The organism is Undibacterium sp. Di26W, from assembly GCF_049340265.1.
GTDB lineage: Bacteria > Pseudomonadota > Gammaproteobacteria > Burkholderiales > Burkholderiaceae_D > Undibacterium.
On record NZ_JBMPOR010000023.1, the window covers coordinates 62,104 to 76,538 of the forward strand.

Sequence of the window (14,435 nt, forward strand, 5' to 3'; positions counted from 1 at the left end):
AATGTCTCCTGAAACAGAGCCCGGCCTCAAAGAAATTCCTGTCAGAAAAAGCCTGGTGTTTCTAATTGATGTTGACAACACCTTACTCAACAACGACCAGATTTTATATGAATTCGGTCAACTTCTTTACACAGAGTTTGGCTCCGCCAGCGCTGCGCGCTATTGGGATATCGTAGAGCAGTTGCGAATTGAATCTGGCTATGCCGACTATTTTGGCGCATTGCAGCGTTTTCGCTCTGATCCAGCCTTTTCGTCAGACAATGCGCCTGACAATGCATCTGACAATACACACAGCACAAACAATCAGGCACTACTACGACTGTCCAGTTTTCTGATGGATTATTTATTCGCAGACCGTTTGTATCCTTATGCTCTGGAACTGATTGCACAGCTTGAAACGATAGGCAGTACCGTCATTGTGTCTGATGGTGACATAGCCTATCAACCACGAAAAATATTTCGCTCGGGCTTGTGGGACGCGGTAGGTGGTCGTGCTCTCGTTTATATTCACAAAGAAAAAATGCTGGCCTCCATTGTCCAGCAATATCCTGGGCAGCACTATGTGATGATAGACGATAAATTGCGCGTCCTTACGGCAATGAAAAAATTGATGCAAAACCGCCTTACGACTGTCTTCGTTCGACAAGGTCATTTCGCTTTGGATGCGGACACACTGGCCATGTATCCACCAGCAGACATCAGTGTAGCTTGCCTCGGCGATCTGATGGACTATAAATACAGTGCATTCGTCAGCTTTGACAGTCCGATCACTGTCAACTCATGGCCGTTCAGCAGTTAAAACTACCAAATGGAAACTATATGAATGCTCATACCAGCCAATTGCGTGATCTGGGTCAAAGTGTATGGCTGGATAATATTCATCGCCAGTTACTCACAAGTGGAACACTGCAATGCTACATCGTTGATTTGAATGTGTCCGGCTTAACCTCAAATCCTAGCATTTTTGAACATTCCATAGGATCAGGGACTAGCTATGACGCAAGTATTCTTCAGCTCTACAAGGATGGATTGGCGGGTCAGGAACTCTTCTTTGCGTTAGCGCTGGAGGATTTGACACAGGCCGCTCAATTATTGCGTCCTATATTTGATGCCAGCGACGGTGTGGATGGCTGGGTCTCGCTTGAAGTGTCGCCACTTCTGGCACATGACATGCTCAACACGGTCAGAGCCGCCACGCATTTACACAATCACGCGGCACTGCCTAACCTGTACATCAAAATCCCAGGTACGCCAGCAGGTATTCTGGCGATTGAACAAGCCATCTTCGACGGCATACCGGTCAACGTCACTTTGCTATTTTCGCGCGAACAGTACCTGGCTGCGGCCAATGCCTATTTACGTGGCATGGAAAGACGTCAGCGGGCAGGCTTGCATTTGCATATTCAGTCTGTGGCGTCGGTATTTGTGAGCCGCTGGGATGTCGCAGTGAAAGAAGAAATATCACCCGAGTTTCATAACCGCCTTGGTATCGCCGTTGCTGTGCAATGCTATCAAGCCTATTGCGAGTTGCTCTTGTCTGAGCGCTGGCAAAGGCTAGTGACTGCCGGCGCAAGGCCACAGCGCCTGCTGTGGGCCAGCACCGGAACAAAAGATGCCAAGGCCTCAGATACCATGTATGTCGAGGCGTTAGTGGCAGCCAATACAATCAATACCATACCAGAGAAAACACTCCTTGCATTTGCAGACCATGGCAAAGTGGTTGGCGTATTGCCGGCTGATGGAGGTTATGCCAATTCGGTAGTAGAAGAATTCAGGCGTGAAGGTGTTGATATTGAAGCGCTCGCGGCACGGCTGCAAGACGAAGGTGTGATGGCATTCACTACATCCTGGAATGAATTGATGTCCGTCATCAATGAAAAGAGTAAGCAGGCTGACATACCTTCAAATACGATGCACACGGTTCCGCAAACAGCAAGAAACTTACCATGAATACCCGCTACCCTCTCAAGGAGTATAGCGCTATCGCCACGCCAGATGCGCTGGATGTACTTGATGTGCTTTGCATCAACACCTTGCGTACACTTTCCATCGACATGGTGCAAAAGGCGAATTCTGGTCATCCCGGCACGCCTATGGGCGCAGCACCAACAGCGTATTGCCTCTGGCAGCGTTACCTGAAATTTGATACCAACGATGCTGACTGGCTCAATCGCGATCGTTTTGTATTATCGGTCGGCCATGCGTCAGCTTTGCTCTACAGTATGCTTCATTTATGCGGAGTAAAAACAAAAGGGAATAATGCATCTGACAATCTTGCCGTCAGCATGGCAGATCTGCAAAGTTTTCGGCAGGCTGGCAGCCGCTGCACAGGCCATCCGGAACACGGCTGGACGACAGGGGTAGAAGCTACCACAGGGCCACTTGGCCAAGGTCTGGCTAACAGTGTTGGTATGGCTATTGCACAGCGCTGGCTAGCTGCTACCTACAATAGGCCTGACTATGCCGTGTTTGACTACAATGTGTACGCCTTATGTGGTGACGGCGACATGATGGAAGGCATCAGTGCGGAAGCCGCCTCCCTGGCGGGCCATTTGGAACTCGCCAATCTTTGCTGGATTTACGATAGCAATCACGTCAGTATCGAAGGGGCGACGGCCATCACCTTTACCGAAGATGTCGTGGCACGTTTTCGGGCCTATGGCTGGCAAGTCATCAGCGTGGCAGATGCAAATAACCTGGAACAACAGACAAATGCCTTACAGCGTTTTGTTGACACCCAGGACCGGCCCACGCTCATCGTGGTGCAAAGCCATATTGGTTATGGTGCACCACACAAGCAAGACAGCCGGGAAGCACATGGAGAACCGCTTGGTGTTGACGAGGTAAGACTCGCCAAGCAGTTTTACCATATGGACCCAGATACTCAATTTGTCGTACCGGATGGCGTACCAGCCCATTTCAGCACACATTTTGGTGAACGTGGAAGGAATGCTCGCGCGGCGTGGGATAGCCTGTTCGTCGAGTACCGTAAGCAATATCCGCAGCTTGCGAACCAAATTGATTGCATGCAGCACGGCCAACTGCCGGACGGCTGGGATCTCGTTTTGCCAGATTTCCCGGCAGACAAAAAAGGACTTGCCACCCGTGAAGCATCAGGCAAAGTATTGAATGCCATCGCTACCCAGATGCCATGGCTGCTAGGCGGAGCAGCCGATCTGGCACCGTCAACCAAGACCCATTTAGATTTTGACGCAGCGGGAGATTTTGAGGCTTTCGTTACCAATGACAACGCCTACTTCAGCGCGGAACTGGGAAATGAATCCGCCAGCTACGCAGGACGAAACTTCCATTTCGGCATACGTGAACACGCCATGTGCGCTATCGCCAATGGCATGGCACTCTCGCGGTTACGGCCGTTTGCCGCCAGTTTCTTTGTATTTACCGACTACTCTCGTGCGGCAATCCGGTTGTCGGCAATGATGGGCCTGCCGGTCATTTATTTATGGACGCACGATTCCATCAGCATGGGTGAAGATGGGCCTACCCACCAACCTGTAGAGCAACTGGCCTCGTTTCGTGCCATGCCGGGCATGGTTCTGCTGCGTCCTGCAGATGCCAATGAAGTAGTGGAAGCCTGGCGTGTCACCATGCACATCAGTGATCGCCCTGTCAGCATAGTGTTATCACGACAGGCGCTGCCAACTTTTGACAGAACGCGATATGCCAGCGCCAGTGGTGTCGCAAACGGTGCCTATATACTTGCCGGTGCACTTGAAGAGAAGCCCGAAGTGCTGCTGCTGGCAACAGGTAGCGAAGTGGCACTGTGCATTGCCGCGTATGAACAATTGAAGACAGAAGGTATTTCCGCCCGTGTCGTCAGCATGCCATCATGGGATTTATTTGAAAGGCAAAGTACAGCCTATCGCGACGGCGTGCTGCCGCCAACAGTATTGGCCAGAGTGTCGGTCGAGGCTGCTTCGGCATTGGGCTGGGAACGTTACACGGGTCAGCATGGCACAATGATCTCCATGCAGTCATTCGGTCTTTCTGCTCCGGGGAAAGTGGTTGAAGCACATTTTGGTTTCGATGTCGCCCATGTCGTCGCCGCTGCCAAAGCACAGGTTTTACGTCATCGCTCAGTGGTCGAGTAACGCCATGCCAGTATCTATTCATCCAATGGCAGGCAAGTCAGGGCCGATATCCTCACTCATCAATGTCGCGAAATTAATCACGGCTTATTTCGCGTTAAAGCCGGACCCGTCAATTCTGGAACAAAGAGTTAAGTTTGGTACATCAGGGCATCGTGGCTCTGCATACGACAGTTCATTTAACGAAGCCCACGTACTGGCAATCACGCAGGCAATTTGTGATTTTCGCAACTTAAATGACATCAACGGCCCTCTTTTTCTGGGCATGGATACCCACGCTTTATCAGAACCGGCGTGCGCCAGTGCAATGGAAGTATTGGCAGCCAATCGTGTGGAAGTAATGCTTGCCAGTAATGATGAATACACGCCTACACCCGCGATTTCGCTGGCCATATTAAGTTACAACAAGCACCGGGACCGTCATACCGGGCTGGCAGACGGTATCGTTCTTACGCCCTCACACAATCCGCCTCGCGATGGTGGATTTAAATACAATCCGCCCAACGGTGGACCTGCCAGTCAGCAAATTACTGAATGGATAGAAATCGCGGCGAATCAATATCTTGATACAGATCTGGCTGGCGTGCGGCGGATCACCAGCAGCAAAGCAATGCAGGCAAAGACGACCCATCATTACAACTTCATGGATTTCTACGTGGATGAGATCGGCAGCGTCATTAATATGCATGTCATCCGCGATGAACAGATACGAATCGGTGTAGATCCCCTTGGCGGTGCGGGCGTCCATTACTGGGCTGCCATCGCAGACCGTTATCGGTTAAATCTGACAGTGGTCAACGATGTGATAGATCCCCGCTTTGCTTTTATGCCACTCGATTGGGACGGCAAGATCCGCATGGATCCCTCTTCAAAATATGCCATGCAAGGTCTTATCGGCATGCAAGACAAGTTTGATATTGCTTTCGCCTGCGATACCGACCATGACAGGCATGGCATTGTCAGCAAGTCTGTTGGCTTGATGCCACCCAACCATTACCTATCGGTCGCCATTGACTATCTTTATAGTCATAGACCACATTGGACCAGCACTGTTGGAATAGGTAAAACCGTCGTCAGCACAAAGATGATAGATAGTCTGGCAAAAAAATTTACCCGCCGCTTGTATGAAGTGCCTGTTGGCTTCAAATGGTTCGTTGAAGGCTTACAGAGTAGTGAGCTGGGTTTTTGCGGAGAAGAAAGTGCGGGCGCAAGTTTTTTGCGCATGGATGGCTCTGTGTGGACCACAGATAAAGATGGTATCTCCAGTGCCCTGCTGGCTGCAGAAATGACTGCAAAGATGGGCTGTGATCCCGGTGTTTTGTATCGCAATCTCACGAGCGAACTAGGGGAACCCTTTTTTGAAAGGATAGATGCCCCTGCGACAAGGTCACAAAAACAAAAACTGATGGCATTATCTGCGAAGCAAATCAGCGTAAACAATCTGGGGGGCGACAAGATAGAACAGATACTCAGTCACGCACCCGGCAATGACGCTGCTATTGGTGGTATCAAGATCGTGACTGCCAATGCATGGTTTGCTGCACGGCCATCCGGCACTGAGGAAACCTACAAAATATATGCCGAAAGCTTTATTGGTGAAGCCCATCTTCAACAAATTCTTCATGAAGCGCAGGCTATTGTCGATACTGCGATTGCATCTGCTGAAGAGGAGATATAGTTCATGGCAGCATTTAATCCCTATGCTTTGCATCCGCTTTCTGTTGAGTTGCTTGAAAAAATGCACGCCTATTGGCGGGTGGCAAACTATCTGTCAGTAGGACAAATTTATCTGCAGGCGAATCCTCTTCTCAAACAGCCATTGAAACTGGAACACATTAAGCCGCGCCTATTGGGACATTGGGGTACAACTCCCGGTTTGAATTTTATCTATGTGCATTTAAACAGGTTAATCAAAGAGAATGACCTCAATATGATGTATGTGATCGGCCCTGGCCATGGTGGGCCGGGCATAGTGGCACATACCTATCTTGAAGGTTCGTACACAGAACGTTATCCAGCCATAGAAAGGAATGAAAATGGCATATTACGTTTGTTTCGCCAATTTTCATGGCCGGGCGGCATTCCCAGTCATGTATCGCCAGACATTCCTGGCTCTATCCATGAAGGCGGTGAATTAGGTTACTCCCTGGCACACGCTTATGGCGCAGCATTTGATAATCCTGACCTGATCGTTGCCTGCGTCATCGGCGATGGTGAAGCTGAAACTGGCGCTCTGGCAGCAAGCTGGCATTCGAACAAATTTTTAAATCCTGCTCAAGATGGTGCGGTACTGCCAATTCTTCACTTGAATGGCTACAAGATTGCTAACCCCACATTGCTGGCCCGCATCAGCCGTGAAGAGTTGAATGATCTGTTAAGAGGCTATGGTCATGAACCTTACTTTGTTGAAGGTGATGACCCCGCACTGATGCATCAGGCTTTTGCTGCCACGCTGGACGCAGTATTGCAGAAAATCAGAGATATCCAACACATCGCTCGCAATGCCATTGCCAAAGATGCGCTACGACGTCCACGCTGGCCTATGATCGTATTCTCCAGCCCCAAGGGATGGACCGGACCCAAATTCGTGGATGGCTTGGCGGTCGAAAATACCTGGCGGGCACACCAGGTACCGATTGCCGACTTCAAAAACCCCCAACATTTGGCGCAACTTGAAACATGGCTGCAAAGCTATCAGGCCCATGCGCTTTTCGATGAAAACGGACAATTACTGGAAGAGTTGGCGGACCTGGCACCAACCGGACATCGCCGCATGGGTGCTAACCCCCATGCCAATGGTGGCGAATTATTGCAAGCCCTGAAAATGCCTGATATGCATAATTATGCCGTCGCAGTCCCTATGCCAGGTTCGGTTAAAGCTGAGGCAACGCGGATACTTGGTGACTTCTTGCGGGAGGTGATGCTCAATAATCTTAACACAAAGAATTTTCGCCTCTTTGGCCCCGATGAAACCGCATCAAACCGCCTGGATGCGGTCTTAAAAGTCACCGGTAAAGCCTGGATGGCAGACACCAATGAGCTTGACCTTCACCTCAGCGTCAATGGCCGGGTCATGGAAGTCTTGAGCGAGCACCTTTGTGAAGGCTGGCTGGAGGCGTATCTATTGACGGGCAGGCATGGACTATTTTCTTGCTACGAAGCCTTCATCCATATTATTGATTCCATGTTGAATCAACATGCGAAATGGCTCAAAGTCTGCAATAACATCCCATGGCGCGCGCCGATTGCCTCACTCAATTATTTACTGACTTCGCATGTCTGGCGCCAGGACCATAATGGTTTCTCGCATCAGGACCCAGGTTTCATTGATCATGTCGCCAACAAGAAATCGGAAGTCGTACGTATTTATCTGCCCCCGGATGCCAATTGCCTGCTATCGGTTGCTGACCACTGCCTGCGTAGTCGTAACTATGTGAATGTCATTGTTGTTGGCAAACAGCCAGAATGGCAGTGGCTGGACATGGCAGCGGCTGTGCGTCATTGCACCGCAGGTGCCGGTATATGGCATTGGGCCAGCAACGACATGGGCAATCCGGACGTCGTGATGGCTTGTGCAGGTGATGTACCAACCTTGGAGACCATGGCTGCGGTGAGCCTGTTACGTGACTATATTCCGGGCATTCGTATCCGGGTAGTCAATGTTGTTGATCTGATGGTACTGCAACCACAATCGGATCATCCCCACGGTCTGGACGAGCATGAATTTGACGCCCTCTTCACGACAGATAAGCCTGTTATTTTTGCTTTTCATAGTTATCCGGCATTGGTGCATAAATTGACCTACCGCCGACATAACCATGGCAATTTCCATGTTCGTGGTTATCGCGAAGAAGGAACAACCACCACGCCGTTCGATATGGTTGTACTCAATAACCTTGACCGCTACCAACTGGCACTCGATGCGATTATGCACATACCGCGCTTTAGCGACCAAATAGCAGATGCACAGGCACGGTATTGGACGACGATGGAACACCACAAACGTTTTATATGCGAACATGGTGAAGATTTACCCGAAGTACGTGACTGGCGCTGGATGAATTAATTTAGGCGGGTCTCCACTAGAATAAGCTGTGGCAATCACTTCTCCGCCATGAACAATAAAAAAGCCCTTGATGATCAAGGGCTTTCTCTGTTTTTGAATATGCTCATCTATATACGATTAAACCACCATTCCAATGCTAGCCACAGCGCCACAGCAAATGTGTAACGGCGAGATCACTGCGTCCATACAACACACCAGATCAGGCAACAAGGCGCATGGCTTTGCTGTTTGATGGTGCCATATCCACGATTTTAAAGACTCTGACTGCATCCATCAGTTGTTGCGCCTGGTCCTGGGTGCTGCCGGCTGCTGCGGCGGCCTGTTCAACCAGGGCGGCATTCTGTTGGGTTGCTTCATCCATCCGTATCACAGCCGTATTGATCTGATCGATACCCTGGCTTTGTTCGATACTGGCGGCGGTAATTTCAGCCATGATGTCGGTGACATTTCTGATGGAGTCCACGATCTCATTCATGGTCTTGCCAGCGTCATCTACGAGTTTGCTGCCGGTATCCACTTTCTCTACCGAGGTATCAATCAACTGCTTGATCTCTTTCGCGGCACTGGCAGAACGTTGGGCCAGAGTGCGGACTTCGCTGGCGACCACGGCAAAACCACGGCCCTGCTCACCGGCACGTGCGGCTTCTACTGCGGCATTCAATGCCAGGATATTCGTCTGAAAAGCAATGCCGTCAATCACACCAATAATATCCACGATCTTGCCTGAGCTCTCTTTAATCGAACTCATCGTGGTGACGACATGACCCACCAGGGTGCCGCCACGCACCGCCACTTCGGAAGCGGCGATGGACAGTCGGTTCGCCTGCTTGGCATTGTCTGCATTCTGTCTCACTGTTGAAGTCAGCTCTTCCATCGACGACGCGGTTTCTTCCAGGCTGGCGGCCTGTTGTTCAGTACGACCAGACAAATCCATATTGCCCTTGGCGATTTCATCGGTTGCAGTCGCGATGGAACTACTTCCCTTGCGTACACGGGCAACAGTCTCTACCAGACTGACACGCATTTTTTCCAGGCCTGTCATCAAATGTCCCATTTCATCATGGGAAGTAGCATGGACAGGTGCCGTCAGATCGCCAGCCGCAATCGCATCAAAATGCTGCAGCATCTGATTCAGGGGGCGGGTAATGGCACGCAATAACAAGACGCTGGAAACAATCACCAATATCAATCCCACGACCAACGCGCTGATGCTCAACCAGCGGAAAGTACGGTTCATGGCCTGGCTTTCCAGATACTGTTGTTCTGTCGTTTTAGTCTGATAGGCGACCAGCTCATCTGCCTTTTCTGAAAACGCGGTATACAATTTTGCAGCTTTACCCATGACGATGGCATCAGCATCTTCCTGCTTACCAGCCTTCAACGCTACCACCAGTGGCTTGAAACCCTCGTTGAGGAAATTATTGCGCTTTGCAGTAACGTCATCAGAAATTTTCCTTTCTTCTGCATCACTGGGCAATGCCAGATATTTTTCCCAGGATTTATCAGCCCGGCTGATAAAGTCTTCAGATCGCTTGATGGTTGCCGCAGCTTCGCTGGCATCAGGATGCATCACCACCCGGTCAATTGCAGCCCTGGCGCGCAAAGTGTTTACCTGAGTCTCACCAATGGCAACAGCGGACGGTAGCTGGTTGGTAAAAATATCGTTGATCACGCCATTGCTGCGGTCACCACCAACCATGCCCAGTACCGCCACGATAACCAGCAAGCACCCCATGACTGCCATGGTCAGAATAAGCCTGAACCGTATAGTAAGATTGACCATCGTGATCTCCTCAATTTAATCGTCGCAAATCATTGCCCTTAAACAATATCCATTGTCCACCCAAGCTATTGCTATGCTGGTGAATTATTGTTAAATGTTTAGTTCTTTTTGACAATCCACGATTTCAGAATAGCAAATATTTTCAATTGTTGAAGATTAAGTTGGTAAAAGAACATAGCTTAAAAGCATGTGCTTTGAGAAATCGTGCCGCAACTTGCTATCTTGATCAGCATATAAAGATGGATTAAAACTTTCACTTGGCCAGCCACCTGAGCCAGTACCCATTGAGTTTGCTCACAAGAACCAATAAAGAACAAGACTGTTATTTTTTTGATCTGGCATTTAAACTAAGGCATGTTGACATAAGCTTTTCCTTGATACGGACATCACTATGAATCACTGGTTTTTCCTGGGGATCGCCATCGCCGGCGAGGTAATCGCAACGTCTGCACTCAAGGCAAGCGAAGGTTTTTCCAAACCAATTCCATCGATTGTTGTTGCAGCAGGTTACCTGATTGCATTTTACTTTCTGTCACTGACATTAAGGACCATGCAAGTTGGTGTCGCCTATGCGATATGGGCGGGGCTTGGCGTGGTTGTGGTGAGCGCAATTGCCTGGATCGTGTATGGTCAAAAACTTGATCTGCCCGCCATGGTGGGAATGGCTCTGATCATCTCGGGCGTCATGGTGATGAACCTGTTTTCAAAGTCTGTTGCGCATTAAAGGTGCCGGTTAATTTTTGACCGGAAGCAATACTGAATCTACTATTTCCCTCTTCCAGGATAAAGCCATGTATGCTCATCCACACTTGCAGAAGTGCGCTTGATGACATTCCAAAACTTATTTCTTCAAGAAATGAATCCGGACAAGACGATTCAGCATGCAATGCAAGGCACCTCAAGCACCCGTCCACACCAACTGCAGCGACTGGCCGTGGTTAAAATTAAGGAGTCGAATGGACCACAGTATTTCTTTGATCACCACTGTTGCTGCCGCTTTCGCCGGTGCACTGGTCCTCGGATTCATTGCAGAAAAAATTAAAGTTCCTGCCCTGGTCGGTTATCTGCTGGCAGGGATCATGATAGGGCCCGCCACACCTGGTTTTGTGGCGGATGTGAATATCGCTTCACAATTATCAGAGATTGGCGTCATGCTGCTGATGTTTGGTGTAGGCCTGCATTTCTCACCCAGCGATCTTTTGGCGGTAAGACGGATCGTCATTCCTGGTGCAGTCTTGCAAATGGGCGTGACTACTGCCTTGGGTGCAGTCATTGCATCATGGTGGACCTGGAGCCTGGGCGGCTCACTGATTTTGGATTATCACTGGCCTGCGCCAGTACGGTCGTTTTGCTGAAATCACTGGAAGCACGTAATTTGCTGAACACCATGAACGGTCGCATAGCAGTTGGCTGGCTGGTGGTTCAGGATTTGGTTACCGTGCTGGTACTGGTTTTGCTACCGCCGCTGGCGGGCGTGCTGGGCAGCACAACTGCCATAGCGGCAGGCTCTGCGCCGCTATGGATGACCATCGGTAAAACACTGTTGCAGGTATCCGTATTTATCGCCTTGATGCTGGTTGTTGGCCGCCGCGCCCTGCCTTGGTTATTGTGGCAGGTTGCGCGTACCGGCTCGCGCGAGCTATTCACCTTGTCGGTGATAGCGACAGCCATCGGCATTGCTTATGGTGCCTCTGTCATATTTAGTGTGTCTTTTGCCTTGGGGGCGTTCTTTGCAGGTACGGTCATGCGCGAATCCGAATTCAGCCATCGCGCTGCTGAAGAATCACTGCCGTTACGCGATGCCTTTTCCGTACTGTTTTTTGTATCCGTCGGCATGGTATTTAACCCTGGCATCCTGGCAGCAGAGCCCATGCGGGTTCTTTGTGTTGTCGCCATCGTCATCCTGGGTAATTTTTTCACCTCTGCGGCTTTGGTCATCCTGCTGCGCTATCCACTCAACACTGCCCTTTCAATCGGTGCCAGCCTGGGGCAAATCGGTGAATTTTCCATCATCCTGGCTGGCCTGGGATTATCACTCGGCTTATTGCCTGCCGAAGGGATGAGCCTGATACTGGCGGGCGTACTGATCTCCATAGGTTTGAATTCTTTTTTGTTCACGCTGATAGGGCCGATAAGAAAATGGGCCCTATCGCATTCTGACCTGGCGCGCCAGCTGGACCAGCGCCAGGATCCCTACGCAGAACTACCCATGAGTACAGAACGCAAATACCTGGAAGGTCAGGTCGTGCTGGTTGGCTATGGCAGAGTAGGCCGCCGCATCGCCAAGGCCATGGATGAACGAGGTATTCCCTATGTCATTGCCGAGCAGAATCGTGAAATCGTGGAAGGCATACGCAAAAAAGGCATTGCAGCCGTTTCCGGCAATGCTGCAGACCCAGTAGTATTGATACAGGCGCATATTGCCAATGCCGCGATGCTGGTGGTGGCAACACCAGATACACTGAATGCGCGCCACATGGCAAAAACTGCCCGTACACTCAACCCCAACATAGAAATTTTGCTGCGTACACATAGCGAAGACGAATCGATTTTGTTACGCAAGGAGGCAATAGGCGATGTTTTCTTTGGCGAAGAAGAATTGGCGAAAGGCATGGCGCATCATGTATTGAATCGCTTCAAACCAGACGACGACAAGCATACGCACACGCAAACCCAGGTGTAATTTGCATCAATGATGCATACCAGTTCCCCAGCATGTTTGACGCATCCACCGTCATTTTAGCCTGGGGAAATTCACCCCATGAAAGCGCTTCCAAAGCGGCGCAAGTTTTCGCTGAAGCTGCCTCAGCTGCAAAAACAGATAGCCCCGTACAAAGCTGCAGCTTGCCACTTGCTCGCCCCGTTCCTGACCAAGCTCACCCAACAACCTGCCGGCAACGACGGCATCGTTGATCATCCCTAAGCGGTCTTGCAATACGCTTAATGAAGCCAGATAATCATCCATATCTTGCTTGGAAAAAAATCTTCTGAAAAATAGGCAGGAATCGCGCGCATGCTTTACCTCTATCCTGAATTGATGACTTTCCTTTGGACTATGCTCACTTCTTTTTCCAAACAATTTGTCACCGCGCTTGAGCAAATGAAGTTGCTGTCGACGTAAATTCTTTTGAATGAAATGTCTTAATTTTTCACAGGGTTTTTTCTTTTTATGCGCACGATAATTGCTGGCAGGTGCATGAGGTGCCTCAATCCGACTTGATAAACCCGATAATAATCGCTTATAACGGCTGGACCGTATGGCGGCATAGGCAATCTTTTCTCTTTCTTGCGCCATTTGCAAAGCAATCTGGCGCAAGGCCAGTATCTGTGGCTCTTCAGCCGTCGCTTTGATTGCAGTCAAGCATGAATCTGAAAGAAGACGCCAATCATGTGCCGTTCCCAATTTCGATGACAAGCTACCTAGCTCTGCTTGCAGCTTTTCTGGAAGAAACATGAATTCATTAAACAAAGTCAACGCTGATTGCAAGTGACGCAAGCCAATATGCATACGATGAATGCACTCGGGGTCATCGCTTTCAGTCACGGCAGACTGACTATCCTGAATTTGCGCCACGCAATGTGCAATGATTATTTGCGCTGCCTGTTCTATTTTCATGCTTCGGCGCAATTTTACCTGATGCAACTTCACCCTCATTGACTGCTTTAATTGTGATAACAAACTTGTCTCCCAATTTTTCTGCCAGGTATCAAGGTGCCAGATTCGGCACCATGCGATTTATGCCCTGTGAATACCAGCACTTGCCATGCATCCTTTACGTCAGTTTATCCGCTTTCAGAAAATAAGCACGCGCATGAGCAAGTAATTGTGCGTCGCTTGGATGATCTACTGTCTCTATGCTTTTGACCTTTTGCGCAATCGCATCATAGTTTGTCAGTAAATGCTTCATCAGTTCCAGTTTTTCAAAGCCAGGCCCGACAATCAGAACTCCCAGGGCGTCTTTTAGCTTTGTGGCAATGTCGTCGAAATAATGGGCATCTTCCGGAGCGCGCCCCGCCCCGATAACGCCGGCCTTGGTGTGCAAATGCGGATGGTTTGAATGCGTATAGACAATTTCAGTTTCAGCCTTTTCTGGATTGAAATGAATAAGGTGTGCCTGGACATGATCAATCCACACCAGGACGTTGTTAGATAGCATGAAATATCTCCACGGAAAAAATCTTACATTTTAAAGTTTGATAAACAAAGCAATCCAAAGTAAACATGCGGCTCTTATCGTCCTTAGAACGTGTTTACGATCTGTAGCGAGCGAGCGTCAGCGGGGTGAAGAGCAGCGCAAAAAGCGGAATGTACTTAAGTACATGAGCATTTTGAGCAGCGCATGAGCCCCGATCACGCTCGCGCAGTAAGATCGGAAACAGGTTCTTACAGATATTTCGCTGAGAACTTCGACAATGCATCGCCTGCTGCTATCAAAGGTTTCATACAAACACACATTGCACGTATAGCATCAACACA

General features: G+C 49.6%; 9 protein-coding genes and 1 pseudogene. 7 read left to right on the top strand and 3 right to left on the bottom strand.

Annotated elements, in window-relative coordinates; translation table 11 throughout:
- Position 1: 1 nt before the first annotated feature.
- Genes ACO0LM_RS22465 through ACO0LM_RS22485 form a run of 5 tightly spaced genes read left to right on the top strand, consistent with a single transcriptional unit; the run spans position 2 to position 8,175 of the window.
- On the top strand, positions 2-799 hold the full coding sequence (locus tag ACO0LM_RS22465) for an HAD family hydrolase (RefSeq protein ID WP_423040106.1): 798 nt from the start codon (positions 2-4) through the stop codon (positions 797-799).
- A 20-nt stretch (positions 800-819) separates the two neighbouring features.
- Positions 820-1,950, top strand: a complete 1,131-nt coding sequence (gene tal, locus ACO0LM_RS22470) for a transaldolase (protein WP_423040108.1) — start codon at positions 820-822, stop codon at positions 1,948-1,950.
- Positions 1,947-4,112 (top strand): transketolase, encoded by a 2,166-nt coding sequence (tkt, locus tag ACO0LM_RS22475; protein WP_423040110.1) that lies wholly within the window; start codon positions 1,947-1,949, stop codon positions 4,110-4,112. The genes tal and tkt overlap by 4 nt, the downstream gene beginning before the upstream one ends.
- 4 nt (positions 4,113-4,116) lie before the next feature.
- A complete protein-coding gene (gene pgm / locus ACO0LM_RS22480; RefSeq protein ID WP_423040112.1) occupies positions 4,117-5,787 on the top strand; it encodes a phosphoglucomutase (alpha-D-glucose-1,6-bisphosphate-dependent) in 1,671 nt (556 codons plus the stop codon).
- 3 nt (positions 5,788-5,790) lie between these two features.
- Positions 5,791-8,175, top strand: coding sequence for a phosphoketolase family protein (locus ACO0LM_RS22485; RefSeq protein WP_423040114.1), 2,385 nt, complete (start codon positions 5,791-5,793; stop codon positions 8,173-8,175).
- Between the two features lie 199 nt (positions 8,176-8,374).
- Here ACO0LM_RS22485 and ACO0LM_RS22490 read toward each other — a convergent pair whose 3' ends face one another.
- Positions 8,375-9,958: a methyl-accepting chemotaxis protein gene (locus ACO0LM_RS22490; protein WP_423040116.1), complete on the bottom strand. Its 1,584-nt coding sequence runs from the start codon at positions 9,956-9,958 to the stop codon at positions 8,375-8,377.
- A 391-nt stretch (positions 9,959-10,349) separates the two neighbouring features.
- On the opposite strand from ACO0LM_RS22490, the gene ACO0LM_RS22495 reads away from it, so the two are divergent.
- Both ACO0LM_RS22495 and ACO0LM_RS22500 read left to right on the top strand, forming a co-directional pair.
- Complete coding sequence (locus tag ACO0LM_RS22495) at positions 10,350-10,682, top strand: DMT family transporter (RefSeq protein ID WP_423040118.1); 333 nt, start codon at positions 10,350-10,352, stop codon at positions 10,680-10,682.
- 232 nt (positions 10,683-10,914) lie between these two features.
- Positions 10,915-12,641 (top strand): annotated as a pseudogene (locus tag ACO0LM_RS22500) (cation:proton antiporter).
- A 51-nt stretch (positions 12,642-12,692) separates the two neighbouring features.
- On the opposite strand, the gene ACO0LM_RS22505 reads toward ACO0LM_RS22500, so the two are convergent.
- The gene (locus ACO0LM_RS22505; RefSeq protein ID WP_423040120.1) at positions 12,693-13,637 is read right to left on the bottom strand and encodes a CHAD domain-containing protein; all 945 of its coding nucleotides are present in this window, start codon (positions 13,635-13,637) and stop codon (positions 12,693-12,695) included.
- Positions 13,638-13,731: 94 nt separating this feature from the next.
- Positions 13,732-14,094, bottom strand: coding sequence for a translational machinery protein (locus tag ACO0LM_RS22510; protein WP_423040122.1), 363 nt, complete (start codon positions 14,092-14,094; stop codon positions 13,732-13,734).
- Positions 14,095-14,435: the final 341 nt, after the last annotated feature.

What these genes read in the sequence shown, in the direction of transcription:
- pgm (WP_423040112.1), top strand. Translation starts at nt 4,117, where the DNA reads ATGCCAGTATCTATTCATCCAATGGCAGGCAAGTCAGGGCCGATATCC.
- ACO0LM_RS22490 (WP_423040116.1), bottom strand. Translation starts at nt 9,958, where the DNA reads ATGGTCAATCTTACTATACGGTTCAGGCTTATTCTGACCATGGCAGTC.
- ACO0LM_RS22485 (WP_423040114.1), top strand. Translation starts at nt 5,791, where the DNA reads ATGGCAGCATTTAATCCCTATGCTTTGCATCCGCTTTCTGTTGAGTTG.
- ACO0LM_RS22495 (WP_423040118.1), top strand. Translation starts at nt 10,350, where the DNA reads ATGAATCACTGGTTTTTCCTGGGGATCGCCATCGCCGGCGAGGTAATC.
- tkt (WP_423040110.1), top strand. Translation starts at nt 1,947, where the DNA reads ATGAATACCCGCTACCCTCTCAAGGAGTATAGCGCTATCGCCACGCCA.
- ACO0LM_RS22465 (WP_423040106.1), top strand. Translation starts at nt 2, where the DNA reads ATGTCTCCTGAAACAGAGCCCGGCCTCAAAGAAATTCCTGTCAGAAAA.
- tal (WP_423040108.1), top strand. Translation starts at nt 820, where the DNA reads ATGAATGCTCATACCAGCCAATTGCGTGATCTGGGTCAAAGTGTATGG.